The sequence below is a fragment of the Pseudomonas sp. FG36 genome (assembly GCF_057809275.1).
Map to the genome: position 1 here is coordinate 104,201 of NZ_JBMDJQ010000004.1, position 19,799 is coordinate 123,999.

A 19,799-nucleotide genomic window follows, 5' to 3' on the forward strand; every position below is an offset into this window, starting at 1 on the left:
AGCTGCTCGCGATTGTCGAGTTCAGTTCGGTGGTGTCCAAAAAGTCGTCACCTGCTGCCCGCTTGGCTCAACCCTGTCCGGAGTTCGCTGATCAGGGTAAGTAACTGCGCATACTCGAACGTGGCGAAATGATCGGCGCGAGAGGCCTGCTTGAGGTCATTGAATGGCAGGTCGTCGATGTCTCCCTCAAGACGCCACATGATGCTTCCACGCATGTCGTCCAGGCGGTAGGAGAACACCAGGTAACAATCGAACAGCGTACCGCACGTAACGAAATAAGGACGGGCTTGTTCGCTGAAGTCCTTGCTGTCCTCCTCATCGTAGGAACTGAGGTCTCCATCCAGTTGCAGGAACAGTCCTCGCTCGTCCATGTGCTGGTAGCGCTGCGTCAGTAGAGGCTTCTTTACCAGATCCTCCAGGCACCCCAAAAGGTAGCCATCGAGGTAGATCAAGTCCTCCAGGCTGCCAAGTGGCTGCCCTTCGAACCAGAGCCTGCCATGCCCCATCAGAGGGGCCTGGGATGTCACCTCGTACTCGATGGCAATTGTGAGTTTGTTTCCGATCAGTTGAGTCACAGTGCACACCCTTTCATTTTCTGCGCATACCTTGGGACGTTCTTTTTATCGATCGCGCGTGGGCGACCGTTGATATCTTTGCCATCCGTCGACCCATTCCAGTGGAAAGGCTTCGAACCGTCGCCCGCACTGCTCTGGAACCTGTGCCACACCGCTTTCTTGCCTTCCCCCACTTTAGCCCAGCGAGTCTTTGGATCATCTGGGTCGGCAACGCTCTGTCTGAACAATTCCTCATGCTCCGCTGGCAGCACGCTTTTGGAGGAGTTGAACGGTACTTGGCGATTTGGCAGGTAGCCGGGCTCATGGTGCCCGGGGTTCTCATAGATGGCCTCGAGACCCCAGGGGTCGATCCATGTGAGAGGGCTGGGACAATACTGGTAAAGATTGATACCGCCAGCCAGCCCTATAGGGTCAGGCTGAGTGAAACGACCTACCTCCGGATCGTAGAAGCGGAAGGTGTTGTAGTGAAGTCCGGTTTCCCGGTCGAAATATTGGCCCTGGAAGCGCAGGTTCTGTGCGTAGGGTGTTGTTCGCTCTTCGTGCCAGAGTTGCCCCCAAGCACTATGCCGGCCCTGCCAGACGATGACTCCTTGAGCATCGGAAAGCTTCTCGGGAAGCCCGTTCAGATGATTGTGGTAGTAGCTGACCTGATGGTTCGCACTGTTACCGTCGACTCGTGCCAGTGGCTCATAGCCGCTATCCGCATAGAGGTAGAGGCTGCTGTGTGAATGGCTGTACTCCATGAGAAGGCGAAGGCCATCCCAGCTGAACGTGGTTTCGCTCAGCGTGAGCCCGCTGGCAGCATCATGACTGCGTTTGGCAATCCGACGTCCCAGGGGGTCGTAGTGCATTGTGACCACCGTCTCCCTGCCTTGGCGCAGATTGCGGACCTCGATCAGACGGTGCTGCGCGTCATAGCGGAAGAATTGGGTGCCCCATGTGCGGCTGCGTTTTTCGACCAAGCGCCCGAAGCCGTCATAGCGATAACGTTTGTCTTTGTAATCCAGCAGTTGGTTGTGGCGAATGGGTAAAGATTTCGAGGGCTGCTCTACCAAGTTGGCAGCTGGGTCGTAGCTGAAGGTTTCGTGCTGAGCGCCCAGAGGCCCATGTGAATTCGTGAGGCGACCGGCAGCGTCATGACTGAACCATTGCTGGTGCATAAGCTGCGATTGCTGGCTGATCAGGGCCTGAAGATTGCTGGCGTCGTCGTACTCGAAACGTTGTTGAAGCGGTGATCGTAGCTGGGCGGGCATGTCCGAACGTTGGCACAGCCGTGAGCGGAGGCGGCCACAGCGATCATACTCGCTTCGAGTCGTCAGGCTCCCCTGGGTGCGCTTTACTTCTCTGTGCAGGCGATCTCGTTCGAAATCGCTGATAAGCAGGCTATCAAGATTCAGCTGGTGCAGATGTCCGCTGCCGTAATGCAGACGTTTGATCTGACGCCCATCGGGGAGTGTGGTCTGAACGATGTTACCGAGCTCGTCGTGATGATGGGTAAGGTTGCCGACTTCATTGGTTTCGCTGATGAGCTGGCCGACGGCGTCATAGCCGAACGTCAGAGTCTGCGCTTTGCCGTGATTGTCAGTGGCACTCACGTGCACCAGCCGATCACCGTCGTCATAGCGATAGCACGTGATACCGTCTGCGGTGTGCTTGCTCAGCAGGCGGCCGAATGCATCCGAGCACAGGCGATGAATGACAGGATCCTCGCGGTCGATGCCTGGGGCCGGGTTGAACCTGACCTCATGGATTTCGTCCAGGCGTCCGTAGGCATAGCAAAGGCTGCTGCCATCGAGATTACGTTGCGTCGTCAAACGGTCCCGCGCGTCCCACTCAAACGCGTATCGTTCGCCATTTTCGTTACTCAGCCACTGTAGTCGACCATAGCTGTCATGGTGCAGGTGCACCGAGTTGCCATTGCCATCCGTGCGGCTGGTGATGCGGCCATGCTCATCGTAGGTGAAGCGGGTGACATGACCTGCTGGACTGACATGGCGTATCAGCTGACCGTGATCATTGCGTTCGTAGCGCTCCACGCGGCCATCGGGGTACGTCTTGGCCAGAAGGCGGCCGTGGAGGTCGTGTACATAATGTAGAGGTTCACCCAGTGCATTGATGATGGTTTGAACATGGCCATGTTGATCGTAAGTGAAGCGTGTGGTGTATCCCGAGCAGTCGGCATATTCGCGCAGCAACCCGTGGTCATTCCATTTTTGATGGCGGCTTTTCCCCGTCGCATCGACGATCTGCAGCGTCTGGCCGTGGTCATCGTAGTGAAAGCGCGTGATGTGGCCTAGTGGATCGGTCTTGCGGATGCAGTTGCCCCTAGCGTCATAGTCGAATTTCCAACGGCTGCCGTCACGTTCGATTCTGAGTTTGGGCAGCGACCAGTGTTCAAGCCACTGGGTCGATTCGCTACGACCTAGCGGATCGACTGTTTCCGCGAGATTCCCCGAATCGTCGTGGAAGAACAGCCACTTGCCTCCCTTGGGGTTTGTTGCCGAGAGCAACTGGCGATCGTCATTCCACTCAAAATGCCAAGTCAGTGACAGTGCATCGGTGAACTCGACGACCTGATACTGGCTGTTCCAGCGTCGAATGCTGGTGCGCTGCAGGCCGTCTGTGATGCGAGTAAGGCCCGCCTCCACGTCGTACTCGAAAAAATACTCGTCGCCTAGGCTGGTCCAGTGATGGGCAACTCGCCAGCCATCGGCGCTCAGTATCCAGCTGTAGAAGCAACGCAGCCCGGAGATGGTTTGATGCTCAACCATGAGGCGCTGCTGGTCATAGTTGAAATACCGCTGTGAGTGACCCTCGGCGTCCATAACTTCAGCGAGGTCGCCGTGTTCGTCGAAGCTATACCGGGCGAGAACTTGCGCGCTGCCATCGGCGAACAGCCGTTCGATATGGCTGACGCGCCTGGACCAGTGACTGTCGTAGTGCAGTCTGACCATCGGCGTGTTGTAGGTGTCACACAACTGCGCCAAGCGACCGAGTTCGTCATAGTCGAGGTGAATTCGGTTGTCGTTGCGGTCCCCGAGCGATGCCAGTCTCAGGTGCTGGGGGTTGCCGGGCGAGGGCTGGAACAGGCGATATAGCCCGTTCTCTATGTCTTCGATCAATAGTTCGCCGTCCCAGGCGCGGCGTACACTCAGGCCTTCCCCTGTACTGAATACTGCATCGCCGAGGGCGATCATGCCCATGTCGATCAGACGCCCTTGTTCATCGGTGTATACCAACCGGTCGGCTTGCACGGCGACGAACGCTTCGTAGGGCACGCTCCACCCAGCGCCAAACAGGCCTTCGCGACGCTCGTCGCGGCTGTTGTAGAAACGTTGCCAGGTAATTGGAAGAAGCGCCGTCAAGGTGAAATCAAGGTCTTCCTCACCCGACAGTATCTTGGCCCCCGTAGGGGCATGTACTGGGTTTGGGCTCCCGACGATTGCTCGAGTCAATGCTCCCGTCACCTGACTCGTGACGAAGCTGGTGGCCCCCCCAATCAACATGCACCCAAACTTGCTATAAAACTTCCCCCCCCGCCCCCGCAACATCATCAACGCCGTGATCGCCAGGCCGATCCCCGGTGTCTTGCCGCTGCGTATCTCGCGCACCACGATCGGCCCGCCGCCGATGCGCACGTTGTTCGACACCAGCCCGCCATCGACGATCACCGCCTCGCAGGTGCTGCGATCGCCGCTACGACAGGCCGGGTGGCCGTTGATCAATACCTTGCTCGAGCCCTCGGCCAGGTACTGCGGCGGCATCGGCGGGTGCTTGGTGCACAGCACCTTGTCGTCGGGGGCTTCCTGGGTGTTGGCCGCTGGGCTGGCGACGGTCGGCCGCCACATCTGCGAGAAGAAGCCCTTGGCCATGTCGAGGAAGGTCTCTTCCTGCTCCTCGGCCTGCGCGCCACCGCCCTCGCCACTGGCCGGGGCCGAGGGCGCGGTGACCACGCCAGCCGCGCGCGCGGCGCGCTTGCCGTTGGTCTTGGTGTTGGGCGAGCCACTGACGATGGTGGCCTGCACGGTCGGCGGGAAGAGGGCGTTGCCGATGCCCTCGCATAATCGACTGAGCCCGGTGTCGGCGCCGGTCTTGGCCATGACCACACCGACCACCAGGCCCACCACCGCGCCAAGCACGAAGCAGCCCAGGCCGCCGGTGACCACGGTAATGCCCAGTGCCGCGGCCACCGCTGCGGTGGCCAGGGCGCCGATGGCGACGTTGGCGGCCACTTCCAGCACGCCGCCGATGATGTCGGCCATCACCGAGGTGTGCAGCAGCGCATCGCCTTCGCGGGCGGCCCAGAGTGCATCGGACATGGTGCGGGGTCAGCCCAGGTTGTCGAATTCGAGGGACTGCTTGAGCGCCGCCCAGTGCGTCGCCTCGGCCTCGCCCAGGGGGGTGGGTTTGACGTAGCTCAGGGCGAACATCTTGCGCGTGCCCGGAAGCACCAGCGCCAGCTGGTACTGGTAGACCTTTTCCTGGCCCTTGCTGAACTGGCTGCTCAGCTCGATCGCCTCGATCGGCTGCGCCGCGCCCACCTGCGTGGCGCGGGCAGGCTGGAACTGCAGGTCCTTGACCTGTTGCTGCAGGCGCTGCAACTGGCCGTCGAAATTGCTCTGCAAGGTCTCGCCCTCTTCGAGCAGGCTGCGGCTGACGATCAGCGAGGTGCCCAGGGCTTCGAAGCGCAGGATGTTGATGCTGGTGTCGCGTACCTGCGCATCGGGCAGGGCGAAGCGGAATTCGTTGACGCGGTAGCTCATGGTTCGGTCTCGTTACTTGCCGGCGCCGGGGAAGAGGGCCTTCACCGCGCCGTCGATGGCCGTTTTCACGCCCTGGTTGTTCGGGTCGGTCTGCGCGCCGCTGCCCACGTTCAGGTCAAGGGTGCCGCCGGTGTTGATCTCGGCGTCGGCGTTGGCGTGGAAGCTGAACTGCTCGCAGCTGATGTTGATCTGCCCGCTGGCGTTGAGCTCGATCACGCTCTTGCCGCAGACCAGGCGCAGGTTCTCGCCGACTTCGATCAGGTAGCTGGTGCTGACACTGTCGGTCTTGCTCGCGCCGACCAGCAGCATGTCGTCGCGGCGCACGGCGCGGATGCGGTCCTGGCCGATGGTGATGGTCTCGAGCATGCCGACGGTCTGGGTGCGGTTGACGCCCACCGACAGCGTCTCGCTCTGCTCGACCACGGTGTCCATGTTGCGTTCGGCATGCATGTACAGCTGTTCGGCGCCCTTCTTGTCCTCCATGCGGATTTCATTGAAGTTGGCCGGGCTGCCGCCCTTGCTCGAACGGCTCTTCATGCCGCTCTGGGTGGCGCCGCCGGGCAGGTCGTAGGGCACGGTCTGTTCGGCGTTGTACACCCGCCCGGTGATGATCGGCCGGTCGGGGTCGCCTTCGAGGAAGCTGACGATCACCTCCTGGCCGATGCGCGGGACCTGGATCGAACCCCAGTTCTTGCCGGCCGTGGCCTGGGACACGCGGATCCAGCACGAGCTGTTCTCGTTGGACTGGTCGTGGCGGTCCCAGTGGAAGTGCACCTTGACCCGGCCGTACTGGTCGGTCCAGATCTCCTCGCCAGCCGGGCCGACCACCACGGCGGTCTGCGGCCCCTTGACGATCGGGCGCAACGAACTGCTCACCGGGCGGTAGCTCTGCTGCGCGTCGATGCAGCTCAGGTTGCTCTCGAACTGCGCCGCGCCGCTGCCGCCACCGCTTTCCAGGCGTTCCTGGTGCACGTAGTAGCGGGCGGCGACGATCAGGTACTCGCGGTTCTGGTCCTGGCGGCTGAAGTTGCTCAGGCTGAACAGATGGCCGCTGCCCAGGCCCCGGGCGTTGCCGCGCAGCTCGACGCGCTCGTGCAGGCTTTGCAGCGATTCCAGGCGGGTGCGGGCGTAGTGCTCGCCATCCTGGGTCTGTTCATAGGCACCGGGGTAGTCGTACAGCGGGTAGTCGCCGGCCTGGTGCGGCCGGGGCATCGCCGAACGCACGTCGATGCGCGCGCTGGGGCGCTGGAAGTCGTAGTCGTTGAGCTCCAGCGAGCCCGGCTGGACTTCCTGGGCCAGATGCCAGTCGTTGATATGGTCGCGCTCGCGGTGCTGGCCGTCCGGCGGGTAGTAGGGCACGGTCTCGTAGCCCGGCGCCTTCTGGTGCGCGCCATAGGCGTCGGCGAGCACCAGCACGTGGCGCTCCTGCTCGTGGCGGAAGAAGTAGTAGATGCCTTCTTCTTCCATCAGGCGGCTGACGAAGTCGAAGCTGGTTTCGCGGTACTGCACGCAGTACTCGCGCTCGCGGTAGTTGCGGCTGAGCAGGTCCTCGAAATCCGAGAAGCCCAGGTCGCGGAACACCTGCTTGATGATCTGCGGCGCGCTCAGGTGCTGGAAGATCCGGCAGTCGCTGGTGCGCGTCAGCAACCATAGCCAGGGGCGCAGGGTGACGCGGTAGCTGGCGAACTGGCCCTGGTCCACCGACTGGCTGCAGCGGGCGACGATGCCGTGGAAGTGCCGCGATGTGCCGACGCTCTGCTGCACGCTCAGGCTCATCGGTTTGCCCAGCAGCTGGTTGAGGTCGATGGCCGGGTCGTCGCTGGTCAGCTGCAGCTCATAGTCGAACAGGCGGCCAAGCTCCTCGCTGCCGCCCATCTCGGCAAGGATCAGCTTGTCCGGCCCCAGGGGGCTGTTGATCTGCGCCAGGCGCGTGAACTGCTTGAACAGCATGGTCGGTCCTGTCAGTCGGCGGCGCCGAAGTCATAGTGCAAGTCGTTGTCGCGACGGCTGATGCTGACGCTGGCCAGCGGCTTGCCTTCGAGCAGGCGGGTGAGGAACTCGCGGCTCATGTCCGGCAGCAGGCCGTTGGTGAGGATGGCGTCGATCATGCGGCCACCGCTTTCGGTCTCGGTGCAGCGCGAGACAATCAGCTCGACCACGTCGTCGTCGTAGGCGAAGCCGACTTTGTGGGTACCTTCCACACGCTTGCGAATGCGCTCCAGCTGCAGGCGGGTGATGGCCTTGAGCATGGTGTCGCTGAGCGGGTAGTAGGGGATGGTCACCAGGCGGCCGAGCAGCGCCGGCGGGAAGATCTCCAGCAGCGGCTTGCGCAGCGAGGTGGCCACGGCCTCGGGGTCGGGCAGGGCCTGCGGATCCCTGCAGGTGTTGGCGATCAGCTCGGTGCCGGCGTTGGTGGTGAGCAGGATCAGGGTATTGCGGAAGTCGATCTGGCGGCCTTCGCCGTCTTCCATCACGCCCTTGTCGAATACCTGGAAGAAAATCTCGTGCACGTCGGGGTGGGCTTTTTCCACCTCGTCCAGCAACACCACGCTGTACGGGCGGCGGCGCACGGCCTCGGTCAGCACGCCGCCTTCGCCGTAGCCGACGTAGCCGGGGGGCGCGCCCTTGAGGGTCGAGACGGTATGGGCTTCCTGGAATTCGCTCATGTTGATGGTGATCAGGTTCTGTTCACCGCCGTACATGGCCTCGGCCAGGGCCAGGGCGGTCTCGGTCTTGCCCACGCCGGAGGTGCCGGCGAGCATGAACACACCGATCGGCTTGTTCGGGTTGTCGAGGCCTGCGCGGGAGGTCTGGATGCGCTTGGCGATCATCTTCAGCGCGTGGTCCTGGCCGATGATGCGCTTGGCCAGGTGCGAGTCGAGGTTGAGCACGGTCTCGATCTCGTTGCGCGCCATGCGCCCCACCGGAATACCGGTCCAGTCGGCGACCACCGAGGCCACCGCCTGGTAGTCCACGGTTGGCAGGATCAGCGGGCTCTCGCCTTGCAGCTGGCTCAGGCGCTGCTGCAGGTCGATGAGTTTTTCGCGCAGTTCATGGCTGCCCTGCACGTCCACTTCCTGATCGACCACGCCAACCTGTTCACGCAGTTGCGCGCGGGTGGCCAGCAGCTCGTCGACCAGGGCTTTCTCCTCGGCCCAACGGCTTTCCAGGGCGGCCAGGCGCTCGCGCTCCTCGGTCAGCAGGCTGTCGGCCTGGGCCTGACGTTGCCCGGTGTTCACACCGATGGCGGCCTCACGGGCGATGATCTGCAGCTCGACTTCCAGCGCCTCGATGCGCCGACGGCTGTCGTCCACCTCGGCCGGCACCGCGTGCAGGCTGATGGCCACGCGGGCGCAGGCGGTGTCAAGCAGGCTCACCGACTTGTCGGGCAGCTGGCGCGCCGGAATGTAGCGGTGCGACAGCTTCACGGCGGCTTCCAGCGCTTCGTCGAGGATCTGCACCTGGTGGTGCTTCTCCATGGTCGAGGCCACGCCGCGCATCATCAGCAACGCCTTGGCCTCGCTCGGCTCGTCCACCTGGACTACCTGGAAGCGCCGGGTCAGCGCCGGGTCCTTCTCGATATGCTTCTTGTACTCGGCCCAGGTAGTCGCCGCCACGGTGCGCAGGCTGCCACGGGCAAGGGCCGGTTTGAGCAGGTTGGCGGCATCGCCCGTGCCGGCCGCGCCACCGGCGCCGACCAGGGTGTGGGCTTCGTCGATGAACAGGATGATCGGCTTGGGAGAGGCCTGCACGTCTTCGATGACCTGGCGCAGGCGCTGCTCGAACTCGCCCTTCATGCTGGCGCCGGCCTGCAGCAGGCCGACGTCCAGGCTGCGCAGTTCGACGTCTTTCAAGGCCGGCGGCACGTCGCCGGCGACGATGCGCAGGGCGAAGCCTTCGACCACGGCGGTCTTGCCGACGCCGGCCTCGCCGGTGAGGATCGGGTTGTTCTGGCGGCGGCGCATGAGGATGTCCACCAGTTGGCGGATCTCCTCGTCACGGCCGACGATGGGATCGAGCTTGCCGCTGCGCGCCTGCTCGGTGAGGTCGACGGTGAAGCGCTTGAGCGCCTCCTGCTTGCCCATCGCCGCCGGCGCCACCGCGCCGCTGGCTTCGCCCGGGGCCGCGGCGCTGAAGCCGTCGCTGGCAGCCAGGTTGTTTTCCGGCGAGTCGCCGACGTACTCGTCGAAGCGCTCGCTCAGGGCCTCGACCTTCAGCTTGGCGAACTCGCTGGACAGCCCCAGCAGGGCGTTGCGCAGGCTCGGGGTCTTGAGGATGCCGACCAGCAGGTAGCCGGTGCGCACCTGGCTTTCGCCGAACATCAGGCTGCCGTACACCCAGCCGCGCTCGACGGCTTCCTCGACCTGGGAGGACAGGTCGGTGATCGATGTCGAGCCTCGCGGCAGGCGATCCAGTGCGTCGGTCAGGTCGCGGGCCAGGCGCGCCGGCTCGACGTTGAACTGACGGATGATGCGGTGCAGGTCGCTGTCCTGCAGTTGCAGCAGCTGGTGCAGCCAGTGCGCCAGCTCGACATAGGGGTTGCCCCGCAGCTTGCAGAACACCGTGGCGGCCTCGATGGCCTTGTAGGCGACGCTGTTGAGTTTGCCGAACAGCGCGGCGCGGCTGATTTCACCCATGGTCCTGACTCCTTGTTGGCGGGGCGTTGACCGGCCGCTCGGCGTAGTACCGGGCAAGCTTCAGGTCGTTGGCATCGTGCGACGGCCGGCCGAGCCAGGTATCGAACCCCAGGCGTTGGCCGGCATTGAGTTGCAGCGCGGGCACCTGGCCCTGCGCGAGGATGAGGTTGAGGTCCCAGTCCAGTTCCTGGCCCAGGTACTCGGCGACCCACGCGGCCAGCTCGACGAACGCCTGCCCGCCGGGGAGCAGGGCGTGGTACTGGTCGAGGGTCAGCGGGCCCAGGCACAGGCGGAACTTGTGCTGGCGGTCCCAGACATAGCGGCCCAGGCACAGGTCGACGCCCAGGCGGTTGGCGCGCACGCCGAGCTGGCTGCGTTCAGGTAGCTCCAGCCACTGGCCGACGTATTCCTCGAGCTTCACCGGCACGCCGAAGTAGCTGGCCAGGATGCTGCACAGGCCATCCGGGTAGCGGGTCTGCGCCGCCAGGTGGCCGGACCAGTGCAGCTTGGCGGTATCGGCCAGCGGCCCCTGGCCTTGCAGCTCCGGTTGACCGCGGCCGCTGAGGGCGGCCAGGCGCGCGGCCCAGTAATCGTCGCCCGGGCGGTCATGGCTGACGGTCGGCCGGGCCTCGGCCCAGGCGCGATAGAACAGGCTCAGCAGGCGGTGGTGGAAGACATCGAGGAAGCGCTTGCTGGTCGGGTCGGCGTGGTTGCGCTGGCGCTCGCGCATGTACTCGGTCAGGTGCAGTGGCAGCGGGCCGTTGGGACCGCCGAGGCCGAAGAAGAACTGCTCCAGGCGCGCTGGCTGGTCGTCGTTGGCCGTGACCGAGGCCAGCGTCGCCGGGGCGAAGCCGCAGTCCAGGCGCTGGCCCAGGCGCACCGGTTCGTCGGCCAGGCGCAGCGAGTGACCGAAGCGTGGCAGCTCGGGGTTCTCCGCCTCGAGACGGCGCAGCGCCTGGAAGAAGTCGTATTCCCAGGGCTCGGCCTGCATGGCCTGTAGCGTATTCACAGGTTCGGCCTGCGCCCGGGCTTGGCTTTCCAGCGCATGATCTCGCCTCGTTCGCTGGTGCGCAGCACGGTTTCGGTGAAGCTGTTGATCGACACATAGCGGGTCAGGAAGCGCTCGAACACCGCGCCCAGCAGGAACACACCGGTGCCGCGGAAGGCGTTCTCGTCGAACGTCAGGGTGATCTCCAGGCCACGGCCGAAGACGATCGGCCCGGGCATCGGCAGGCGCCGCGTGCAGGGTTTGCAGCTGACTTCGCGCAGGCCGTCGATCTGCAGCTGCAGGGCGCTGTCCTGCTGGTCGCCGTACAGGCGCAGCAGCTCGCGCAGGGCGGCGGCGCCTTGGCCTTGCTCGGCCAGCGACAGGTAGTTCAGTGACAACTGGCTGATCAGGCGCCAGGCCCGGTTGTCGTGGGCGTGGCTGGCCTTTGGTCGGCTGGGGCCGGCCAGGCAGCGCACGGCGGATACCGGTGCGCTGTCGGCCAGGCTGAAGTCGCTGCGCCCGTCGCCGACATTCATGAACAGCGGCAGGTCGCGGTTGCTGCACAGCGCGCTGATGCCCAGCTGGCGCAGGTCATGGCGGTACGGCGCCTGGTTGCCATCGACCAGGCTGACGAAGGTCTCGCTACCCATGTAGCTGGAGCGCGTACCGTTGCGCCGCTGCTCGCTGGAGAGCACGCGCGGTTCGCGGCGCACCAGATAGTACGCCTGGTCACGGCCATAGCGCGACGGGTCGCGCACCGCGTAGAACGGCAGGAATTCCTGGTCCGGCCCGGTACCGTGGCCGGTGACCCGCTGCAATGAGTGGATCTCGAAATCGGTGGGCCGGGTACGGTCGGCGATCACATGGTGCTCGTGGACCCGGTCGGTCAGGTGGATGCGATCCACCCGGCGCGGGAACAGGTTGATCGCCGGGGTGCAGAACGGCACGAACTGGGCAGGGCCCACGCTGCTTTCCAGCGCGGCGTCGATGCGGTCGAACAGCACCAGCAGCTCCAGCTCCTGGCCGTCGCAGCGCTTGACCGCGCGCTCCAGCCCGGCGAAGTCGACGAACAGGTAGCGCTGGGGCAGGGCGAAATACTCCTGTAGCAGGCGATAGCCCTGGAAGGCCTGCGGCACCACCGGCAACGCTGCTTCGCGGTCATCGAAGCCACAGGGCAGCAAGGCGTCCTCGACCGGGATGCGTTCGACCCAGTCGGCGCCCGGCTGGCGCACGAACACCGCGCAGGCGCTGCCCAGCAATTGTTCGTACAGGCGGAACGGGGTTTCGTCGGCGCCGTTGAGGTACAGCGGCAAGTGCGTCAGCGGCAGGCTGGAGAACGGAATCTCGGCGCCGCTGCGCAGGGTCAGGCGCAGCCCGGCGCGGGCTTTCGGTTCGCTGGCGGCCAGGCGCCCGAGCACGGCGCCGGGGTTGCCGAAGTACTCGGCCCGGGCCACCTGCAACGGCCACAGGGTGACGTCCTGGGTGCTGCGAAATTCGCAGGGCGTTTGCGAGTTGCGCCCAAGATTGGCGCGCAGGACGCTGTCACGGGGTAGCTGGAATCCGGCGGCCAGCGAGCCTTCGTCGGGATCGGTCTGCAGTTGCACCACGGTCATCGACGGCGTCGGCGCCAGGTAGTGCGGGTAGGCGATTTCCAGCAGGTTGTGGGTGAAAGTCGGGTACTCGGCGTCGAGCTTGAGTTGCACCCGCGCGGTGAGATAGGCGAAACCTTCGAGCAGGCGCTCGACGTAAGGGTCGGCGCACTCGATCCCGGACAGCGTCAGGCGCCCGGCGATCTTCGGGTATTCCTTGGCGAACTCGGCGGCACCCTCGCGGATGTGCTGCAGTTCCTGGTTGTACAGCTCGAGCAGGCGCGGGTTCATGCGCGCCTCCGGCGGTCGGCGGGGGCCACGCGCACGTGCCCGGATTCCAGGTCGACGTCGGTCTGCAGCAGCAGTGGCAGGGCCGCCGGCTGGGCCCACAGGTCGCCTTCGATCTCGAAGCTCAGGGCGTTGGCGTTCATCTCGCCGGGCGCGGCCTGGGCACGTACCTTCAGGGTATGGGCGAGGATGCGCGGCTCATAGGTGGCGATGGCCTGGTGGATGATGCGTTCGAGCGCGTTGAGGTCGATGTTCGACGCGCTGTTGCCGGCCAATGCCGGCAGCCCGTAGTTGATCACCGAGGCGCCGGCCGGGGAGTTCAGCGTGGCGCCGGTGTCGAGCAGCGACGTGGTGTTGAGCAGCCAGGCCAGGTCGCGCAGTACCGAGGCCTTGAGCTGCTGCAGGCTGAGCACGCGCTTGTCGGGGGCTTCCTGCGGGTTGCCCGGGTCATCGTCGGTCAGGCGATCCAGCAGCGAAGGCTGCAGGCGGTCGCGGGTGGCGATTTCAGCTACCACTGGAACATCCCTGTGAACATTTTCTGGTCTTCGAAGCCGGTGTCGCACGAGGCGCTCGGCGCCGGGGTTGAGGCTTCCAGGCCGGCCTGGGTCAGGCGCACGGCGCGCGAGGTCTTCAGGCATTCGCCCTTGAGCGTCGGGTGTGGCTGCACATGGGTCACCAGCACGATCGGCGTGCCATTGAACTGCTCGACCCGGGCCTTGCCGGCGCGGTCCGGGCTCAGGCCGCAGGGCCATTGCATGTCCAGCGCCAGGCGCTGTTCGCCGCGATCGAGCACACACAGGCCGGCATTCTCGCTCAGCGTCACGGTCTGCCCACCCAGGTTGGCCTGGTTCAGCAGTTCGGCGTCGGCACAGGCGCTCAGGGCCAGCAACAGGGCACCGGCCAGGGCAGCGCGGGTCATGTGAGCTCCCAGAACCAGACTTGCTTCGACTGGTAGTTGTGGTCGGAGAAACCTTTGGTCAGGCCGCGGTTCCACAGGTCGATATGGTCGCCCGTGCGGTTCTCCTGGCTCTGCCCGTTGCGGGCGAAGCAGTCCCTGTAGAAGATGATCCCGGTCTTGGCCTTGAGCGCTTCGCGGGCCTGGGCGGTACCGGCAATCTTCAGCGGGTAGAACAGTCGCGTTTCCAGCCAGTTGGCCAGGGATTCGGCGCCACGGGCATGCTCGTGGGCGCACTTGGGTTCGGTATAGGTCGATTTGTTGACCTTGAGGCTCATCTCGCCATTGAGCGCGATGCTCATGCGGATGGCGCACTGGTTGTCCCACGGGCCGTCGCAGGGCGAGGACACGCTCGGGTAGGCATTCCACAGGTTGATGAAAGAAGGCTTGGCCATGATGTTCACCGTGAGCGGGTGACGCGTGGGGAGGTGCGCCCGCGCCGCGCCCAGGCGCGGCACGGGCGCGGTCGATCAGATCTTGACGTTCGAGCGGATGTTCCAGCCGTACTTGATCGGGCCGCCTTCCTTGGTGCCGTCGGCCTTCTGCGGCTGGTAGTCGACGGTGACCTTGGCGAAGTTCAGGGTCACGTTCTCCGTCAGGCGGTCGTCGCTGCCCGAACCGCCGGTGCTCAGCGAGCTGATGATCACCTCTTCGAGGTTGATGATCAGGTACTCGACCTGGCTTTCACCGCCAGCCTTGCGCACGGTCAGCTTGACCTTGTCGATGTGCTTGCCGCTGGAGCAGTGAGCCATCAGGTTGGGGCTGGACTTGTCGATGTACTTGGTGATCGACAGGTCCTGGATGTTGACCTTGCCCGAACCGCCGCCGCTGCCCAGGTGCATGTTGCCGGACTGGGACATGCCCCAGCTCCAGTTGAGCACGTCGATTTCGTCCTTGTGGGCCTTGTCGTGGGACTCGCCCTTGATGTCGCCGATCTTGATGAAAATATCTACAGCCATGATGTCCTCGGGATTTCGCGTCGGTTAGCGGTAGTAGTGGCTGATCGCGGAGCCCGCCCGCCCCCATCGTGGGCGCGGGCGGGCCCCGCGATGATCAGGCCCCTTTGGCCGAAGGCAGCTTCGACACCAGGCGCAGCGACACGGTCAGCCCTTCGAGCTGGTAGTGCGGGCGCAGGTAGAAGCGCGAGTTGTAGTAACCCGGGTTGCCTTCGACTTCCTCGACCACCACTTCGGCGGCCGCCAGCGGGTGCTGGGCCTTGGTGGTCTCGGTGGAGTGCGCCGGGTCGCCGTCGACGTAGTTGAGGATCCAGTCCTGCAGCCAGCGCTGCATCTCGTCCTTTTCCTTGAACGAGCCGATCTTGTCGCGAACGATGCACTTCAGGTAATGGGCGAAGCGGCAGGTGGCGAACAGGTACGGCAGGCGCGCGGCCAGGTTGGCGTTGGCAGTGGCGTCCGGGTCGTCGTACTCGGCCGGTTTCTGCAGCGACTGCGCGCCGATGAAGGCGGCGAAGTCGGTGTTCTTCTTGTGCAGCAGCGGCATGAAGCCGTTCTTGGCCAGTTCCGCCTCGCGGCGGTCGGAAATGGCGATCTCGGTCGGGCACTTCATGTCCACGCCACCGTCGTCGGTGGGGAAGGTGTGCGCCGGCAGGCCTTCGACTTCGCCGCCCGACTCCACGCCGCGGATGCGCGAGCACCAGCCGTAGTGCTTGAACGAACGGTTGATGTTCACCGCCATGGCGTAGGCGGCGTTGGCCCAGGTGTACTTGCTGCTGTCGGCGCCGTCGGTGTCTTCTTCGAAGGCGAAGGCCTCCACCGGGTCGGTCTTGGCGCCGTAGGGCAGGCGCGCCAGGAAGCGCGGCATGGTCAGGCCGATGTAGCGCGAGTCTTCCGATTCGCGCAGCGAGCGCCAGCCGGCGTATTCCGGGGTGGTGAAGATCTTGGTCAGGTCGCGCGGGTTGCTCAGCTCCTGCCACGAACCCATGCCCATGACCGTCGGCGAGGCGGCGGAGATGAACGGCGCGTGCATCGAGGCACAGACCTTGGACACTTCGCCGAGCAGCTCGACGTCGGGCGGCGACTGGTCGAAGTAGTAGTCGCCCACCAGGCAGCCGTACGGCTCGCCGCCGAACTGGCCATATTCCTCTTCGTAGAGCTTCTTGAACACCGGGCTCTGGTCCCAGGCGGTGCCCTTGAACTTCTTCAGGGTCTTGTGCAGGTCGTTCTTCGAGATGTTGAGCACGCGGATCTTCAGCTGCTCGTCGCTCTCGGTGTTGTTGACCAGGTAGTGCAGGCCACGCCAGGCGCTTTCCAGTTTCTGGAAGTCATCGTGGTGGATGATCTGGTTGACCTGGGCGGTGAGCTTGGCGTCGATGGCGGCGATGATCTGCTCGATCGAGCCGATGGCATCGTTGGACACCAGGCTGGTCTGCGCCAGGGCCTGCTCGGCGAGGGTGCGCACGGCGCTCTCGACGGCTTCCTTGGCCCGCTCGGTCTTGGGCTTGAACTCCTGCAGCAGCAGGCTGGCGAACTCGCTCGGGTCCTGGGTGGCCGCCTGCGGGGCCTGGCTGTCGCGCAACGGATCGTTCATGGTCGGTCTCCTCAGGCCTTCGGCTCGGTGTCGGCGGATTTCGGCGCGCTGGCCAGGGCCTGCAGCAGGGCCGGGTCCTTGATGGCCTTGAGGATGATGTCCTCGGCACCGGTCTTGCCGTCCATGTAGGTCAGCAGGTTGGCCAGCTGGGTACGGGCCTCGAGCAGCTGGTTCAGGGCGTCGACCTTGCGTGCCACGGCGGCGGGGCTGAAGTCGTCCATGCTCTCGAAGGTGATGTCCAGGCTCAGGTTGCCTTCACCGGTCAGCTCGTTGGGCACGTTGAACGCCACGCGGGGCTTCATGGCCTTGAGGCGCGAGTCGAAATTGTCGACGTCGATCTCCAGGAACTTGCGGTCGGCCACCGCCGGCAGTGGCTCGGCGGGCTTGCCGGCGAGGTCCGAGAGCACGCCCATGACAAAGGGCAGCTGGACCTTCTTCTCGGCGCCGTACAGCTCGACGTCATATTCGATCTGCACCCGCGGCGCACGGTTGCGCGCGATGAACTTCTGGGAGCTGTCTTTCGCCACGTTGTTCCTCCTGGTCGCCGGTACGGCGGCGTTGCTTGTTGCGGGCGTCGGTGTTGATGCGGTGTCGAGGCGTCAGTCGCCTTCGGGGCCGCGCAGGTTCTCGAATTGCGACAGACCCTCGGGGATCAGGTCGCGGACGATGGTCGCGAAATCGGCGTTGACCAGGTTCTTCGCCCGGCGCAGCAGTACCGGCAACGGGCTCGAGGGCTCGTGGCGGGCGTAGTACTGGAGCAGGCGTTCGAGGCTCTGCAGCACGTCGTCGCGGCTGTTCACTTCGCCGGGCCGCGCCGTCGGGCGGGGTGCGGCGGCGCTGGCAACGGGTTGCCGGTCGTCATGGCTGCTGCTGGCGGGTTGTTCTTCGCTGCTGCTCGAAGGCGGCGCTGCGCCTTCCGGGCTGTAGTCGGCCAGCACTTGCTGGACCTGGCGCAGCGGCTGGCGCAACGCGGACAGATCGACGCCGCTGGACGAGCCGACCTGGTCATTGACCCGGCTCTCGATGACGTCAAGGGCGTCGCGGGCCAGTTGCAGCGCCTGGCGGCACTGTTCGAGCTGCTCGGGGTCGGCATCGCGCAGGGCGGCGGCCAGTTCCTCGGCGCTCAGCTGTTCGCTGGCGAAGTGCTGCACACCGGCTGCATGCAGGGCGGCGCGCAGGGTCACCGGGCCGAACGCCCGGGAGCGCACCAGCACGGCGTCGCGCAGCAGGCCGATGTTGGTGTCGCAGGTAAGGCCGGCCAGGGCGTTGATGCGTACGGTAGGGTCGTTGTCGTCGGCGGCGTCCAGCTGCGGGTGCAGGTGCAGCCAGTACTCGCCGAGCAGGTCGCGGATCAGCTCGAGGCTGGCGGCCAGGCCCGGCAGGCCGTGCAGCGCCAGGTTGGCCTGGACCAGGAAGTGGGTGATGCGCAGGTCCTTGCTGCGTTGCAGCAGGTCGGTGCAGGACTGTTCGATGGCACGCCACTGCGGCGGTTCGGCTGCTTGCACGGCATCGCCCATCACGCGCTCGGGGCGGCCCTGGGCATCGCGTTCCAGTTGCAGGAAATCGGCGTCGTATTCGAGGTCGTCGCCGCACGGGAAGTCTGCGGAAACAGCGGCGAGCAGCTGCGGTGAGTTCACCAGAAATCGATCTCCATATCGGCCCTTGGCGAGGGCTTCGTATGCGCCAAGTTACAAATGTGAATTGGCGCACAAACTTTTCAAAGAATGCGAAGTTGATATCACCGTGATATCACTTTGGCACTCTTAAGTTGCGCATTTATGGTTTATTTCCAAATTGCTGTCAAGGTAAGCTACGCGCCGCGCAAGGTGACTGTGAACCAGTTGGCAACCCTTGGCGTCCATTGGTCAGGTGCCATCAAAGTGCCTTGCCGATAGGGTTTAATACGACCTTCCGGGAAGCGTGTTTTGGCATCGGGCCCTTGATTTCAAAGGGCTTGGTCGAAATGCGAGGTCGGGCTAGTTTATCCACTCAAATGGATAGATTAGTGTTTCATATATATGCAAGGAGGCATGATGGCACTTTGCCTGACCATTACCAGTTATCACAAGATCACCCCGGGGCAGTGCCCGGAGAAGTTGCTGGAAAACGGTGCCATCAGCGTCGGTCGGGCCGCGGATAATGATTGGGTACTTCCCGATCCGGAACGCCTTGTTTCTTCGAAACATTGTGTGATCCAGTTCAAGGATGGTCGCTACTATTTGACCGATAACAGCACCAATGGCGTGGAGTTGGTGCATGCCGGTATTCGCCTGCGTCGCGGTAACAGTGAGCCGTTGATGGACGGCGAAGTTATTCGAATTGGCGATTACGAGATCCAGGCACGTATCGATTCCGGCTTGTCGATCCCGTTTGCCGGGCAGCCTGAGGCCCATAGTTTCGAGGCCTTGATGGCCAACCAGGGGGCCGCCCCAAGTGCGCCCATCGCCAGTGCGCCCATCGCCGGCGCGCCCGCCGCCTTTCTGCAGGGGGCATCGAGCCACGACACCCTGCCGGATCTGTTCGATTTCCTCGGCCCTTCCAGCGTGCCGCCTGTCAGCCAGCCGGATCATGTCCCCGCGCAGCAGCATGATTTTCGACCGCCCACGCCGGTGGCGCCGCCGCCCGCGCCGTTACCGGCAGCCACGCCCGGCGCGCCGGGCGTGATCCCGGATGACTGGAACCTGTTCGATGAAACCCCGGCACCTGTTCTCCAGCCCACCCCTGTACTGGCGCCAGCTCCGCCACCGCCGCTGCCGGAGCCACTGACCCCGAGCGAGCCTGTTGTTCGGCCGCAGCCCGTCGTGACGGCTGCCGCGCCTGCTGACAGCGATGCGCTGCTCCAGGCGTTCCTGCGTGGCGCAGGCATCGAGCACCTGCGCATCGACGCCGTCGATGCCGCCGCGCAGATGGAGGCCATTGGCCGCAGCTACCGGCTCATGGTCGAAGGCCTGATCGATGTGTTGCGCGCGCGCAGCAGCCTGAAAGGCGAGTTCCGCATGCAGCAGACCACCATCGCCCCGGTACAGAACAACCCGCTGAAGTTCGCCCCCAATGCCGACGAAGCACTGTTGTTGCTGCTGCGCGAGGGCAACCAGGCGTTCATGGCCCCAGACCAGGCGGTACGCGACAGCTTCGACGACCTGCGCGCCCACCAGTTGGCGGTGATGGCGGGCATCGAGGCGGCGCTCAAGCACCTGCTCAAACGTTTCGAACCCGCCCGCCTGGAAGAGCGCCTGGCACCCGCCGCCGGGCTCGCCAAGCTGTTCGGCGGTTCGCGCCAGGCCCATTGCTGGCAGCAGTTCACCGAGCTCTACAGCCAGATTTCCCGAGAGGCCGAAGACGACTTCCAGGACCTGTTCGGCCGTGAGTTCAGCCGCGCCTACGAGGCCCACAGCCAACGCATTCAACGTTCCTGAGGCCAACGCCCGGGATACAGGAAGAACACAAGACGTCATGA

Annotated in this window: 15 protein-coding genes; 1 reads left to right on the forward strand and 14 read right to left on the reverse strand. The window is 64.5% G+C overall.

The window, feature by feature from the left end; translation table 11 throughout:
• Window positions 1–47 precede the first annotated feature (47 nt).
• From ACODS9_RS05565 to tssA, 14 genes are all read right to left on the reverse strand, one after another.
• Window positions 48–575 carry a hypothetical protein gene (locus ACODS9_RS05565; RefSeq protein ID WP_046857491.1) on the reverse strand — a complete coding sequence of 176 codons (528 nt, stop codon included), beginning with the start codon at window positions 573–575 and terminating at the stop codon, window positions 48–50.
• Complete coding sequence (locus ACODS9_RS05570; protein WP_489093460.1) at window positions 572–4,894, reverse strand: RHS repeat-associated core domain-containing protein; 4,323 nt, start codon at window positions 4,892–4,894, stop codon at window positions 572–574. The genes ACODS9_RS05565 and ACODS9_RS05570 overlap by 4 nt, the downstream gene beginning before the upstream one ends.
• 9 nt (window positions 4,895–4,903) lie before the next feature.
• The gene (locus ACODS9_RS05575; RefSeq protein ID WP_489093461.1) at window positions 4,904–5,338 is read right to left on the reverse strand and encodes a DcrB-related protein; all 435 of its coding nucleotides are present in this window, start codon (window positions 5,336–5,338) and stop codon (window positions 4,904–4,906) included.
• A gap of 12 nt (window positions 5,339–5,350) precedes the next feature.
• Window positions 5,351–7,288 (reverse strand): type VI secretion system Vgr family protein, encoded by a 1,938-nt coding sequence (locus ACODS9_RS05580; RefSeq protein WP_198753753.1) that lies wholly within the window; start codon window positions 7,286–7,288, stop codon window positions 5,351–5,353.
• A gap of 11 nt (window positions 7,289–7,299) precedes the next feature.
• Window positions 7,300–9,975, reverse strand: a complete 2,676-nt coding sequence (gene tssH, locus ACODS9_RS05585) for a type VI secretion system ATPase TssH (RefSeq protein ID WP_489093462.1) — start codon at window positions 9,973–9,975, stop codon at window positions 7,300–7,302.
• Window positions 9,968–11,017 carry a type VI secretion system baseplate subunit TssG gene (gene tssG / locus ACODS9_RS05590; protein WP_038707645.1) on the reverse strand — a complete coding sequence of 350 codons (1,050 nt, stop codon included), beginning with the start codon at window positions 11,015–11,017 and terminating at the stop codon, window positions 9,968–9,970. The genes tssH and tssG overlap by 8 nt, the downstream gene beginning before the upstream one ends.
• Entirely contained in the window at window positions 10,981–12,843 is a 1,863-nt protein-coding gene (gene tssF, locus ACODS9_RS05595) for a type VI secretion system baseplate subunit TssF (RefSeq protein ID WP_104444619.1), read from the reverse strand. The genes tssG and tssF overlap by 37 nt, the downstream gene beginning before the upstream one ends.
• Window positions 12,840–13,355: a type VI secretion system baseplate subunit TssE gene (gene tssE / locus ACODS9_RS05600; RefSeq protein WP_038707176.1), complete on the reverse strand. Its 516-nt coding sequence runs from the start codon at window positions 13,353–13,355 to the stop codon at window positions 12,840–12,842. Before tssE ends, tssF begins: the two co-directional genes overlap by 4 nt.
• On the reverse strand, window positions 13,349–13,759 hold the full coding sequence (locus ACODS9_RS05605) for a hypothetical protein (RefSeq protein WP_401107607.1): 411 nt from the start codon (window positions 13,757–13,759) through the stop codon (window positions 13,349–13,351). Before ACODS9_RS05605 ends, tssE begins: the two co-directional genes overlap by 7 nt.
• Entirely contained in the window at window positions 13,756–14,190 is a 435-nt protein-coding gene (locus ACODS9_RS05610; RefSeq protein WP_046857485.1) for a type VI secretion system amidase effector protein Tae4, read from the reverse strand. The genes ACODS9_RS05605 and ACODS9_RS05610 overlap by 4 nt, the downstream gene beginning before the upstream one ends.
• 75 nt (window positions 14,191–14,265) lie before the next feature.
• Window positions 14,266–14,754 (reverse strand): Hcp family type VI secretion system effector, encoded by a 489-nt coding sequence (locus ACODS9_RS05615; RefSeq protein ID WP_023632508.1) that lies wholly within the window; start codon window positions 14,752–14,754, stop codon window positions 14,266–14,268.
• 94 nt (window positions 14,755–14,848) lie between these two features.
• Window positions 14,849–16,342, reverse strand: a complete 1,494-nt coding sequence (gene tssC / locus ACODS9_RS05620) for a type VI secretion system contractile sheath large subunit (RefSeq protein WP_046857484.1) — start codon at window positions 16,340–16,342, stop codon at window positions 14,849–14,851.
• Window positions 16,343–16,353: 11 nt separating this feature from the next.
• Complete coding sequence (gene tssB / locus ACODS9_RS05625) at window positions 16,354–16,869, reverse strand: type VI secretion system contractile sheath small subunit (RefSeq protein ID WP_489093463.1); 516 nt, start codon at window positions 16,867–16,869, stop codon at window positions 16,354–16,356.
• 72 nt (window positions 16,870–16,941) lie between these two features.
• Window positions 16,942–17,979, reverse strand: a complete 1,038-nt coding sequence (gene tssA / locus ACODS9_RS05630; protein WP_217867564.1) for a type VI secretion system protein TssA — start codon at window positions 17,977–17,979, stop codon at window positions 16,942–16,944.
• 396 nt (window positions 17,980–18,375) lie between these two features.
• On the opposite strand from tssA, the gene tagH reads away from it, so the two are divergent.
• Window positions 18,376–19,758, forward strand: a complete 1,383-nt coding sequence (gene tagH, locus ACODS9_RS05635; protein ID WP_489093464.1) for a type VI secretion system-associated FHA domain protein TagH — start codon at window positions 18,376–18,378, stop codon at window positions 19,756–19,758.
• Window positions 19,759–19,799 lie beyond the last annotated feature (41 nt).

Excerpts from the sequence above, each read along its gene's own strand:
- tagH (WP_489093464.1), top strand. The coding sequence starts at position 18,376 with ATGGCACTTTGCCTGACCATTACCAGTTATCACAAGATCACCCCGGGG.
- tssF (WP_104444619.1), bottom strand. The coding sequence starts at position 12,843 with ATGAACCCGCGCCTGCTCGAGCTGTACAACCAGGAACTGCAGCACATC.
- ACODS9_RS05580 (WP_198753753.1), bottom strand. The coding sequence starts at position 7,288 with ATGCTGTTCAAGCAGTTCACGCGCCTGGCGCAGATCAACAGCCCCCTG.
- ACODS9_RS05570 (WP_489093460.1), bottom strand. The coding sequence starts at position 4,894 with ATGTCCGATGCACTCTGGGCCGCCCGCGAAGGCGATGCGCTGCTGCAC.
- ACODS9_RS05615 (WP_023632508.1), bottom strand. The coding sequence starts at position 14,754 with ATGGCTGTAGATATTTTCATCAAGATCGGCGACATCAAGGGCGAGTCC.
- ACODS9_RS05575 (WP_489093461.1), bottom strand. The coding sequence starts at position 5,338 with ATGAGCTACCGCGTCAACGAATTCCGCTTCGCCCTGCCCGATGCGCAG.
- ACODS9_RS05610 (WP_046857485.1), bottom strand. The coding sequence starts at position 14,190 with ATGGCCAAGCCTTCTTTCATCAACCTGTGGAATGCCTACCCGAGCGTG.
- tssH (WP_489093462.1), bottom strand. The coding sequence starts at position 9,975 with ATGGGTGAAATCAGCCGCGCCGCGCTGTTCGGCAAACTCAACAGCGTC.
- tssC (WP_046857484.1), bottom strand. The coding sequence starts at position 16,342 with ATGAACGATCCGTTGCGCGACAGCCAGGCCCCGCAGGCGGCCACCCAG.
- ACODS9_RS05605 (WP_401107607.1), bottom strand. The coding sequence starts at position 13,759 with ATGACCCGCGCTGCCCTGGCCGGTGCCCTGTTGCTGGCCCTGAGCGCC.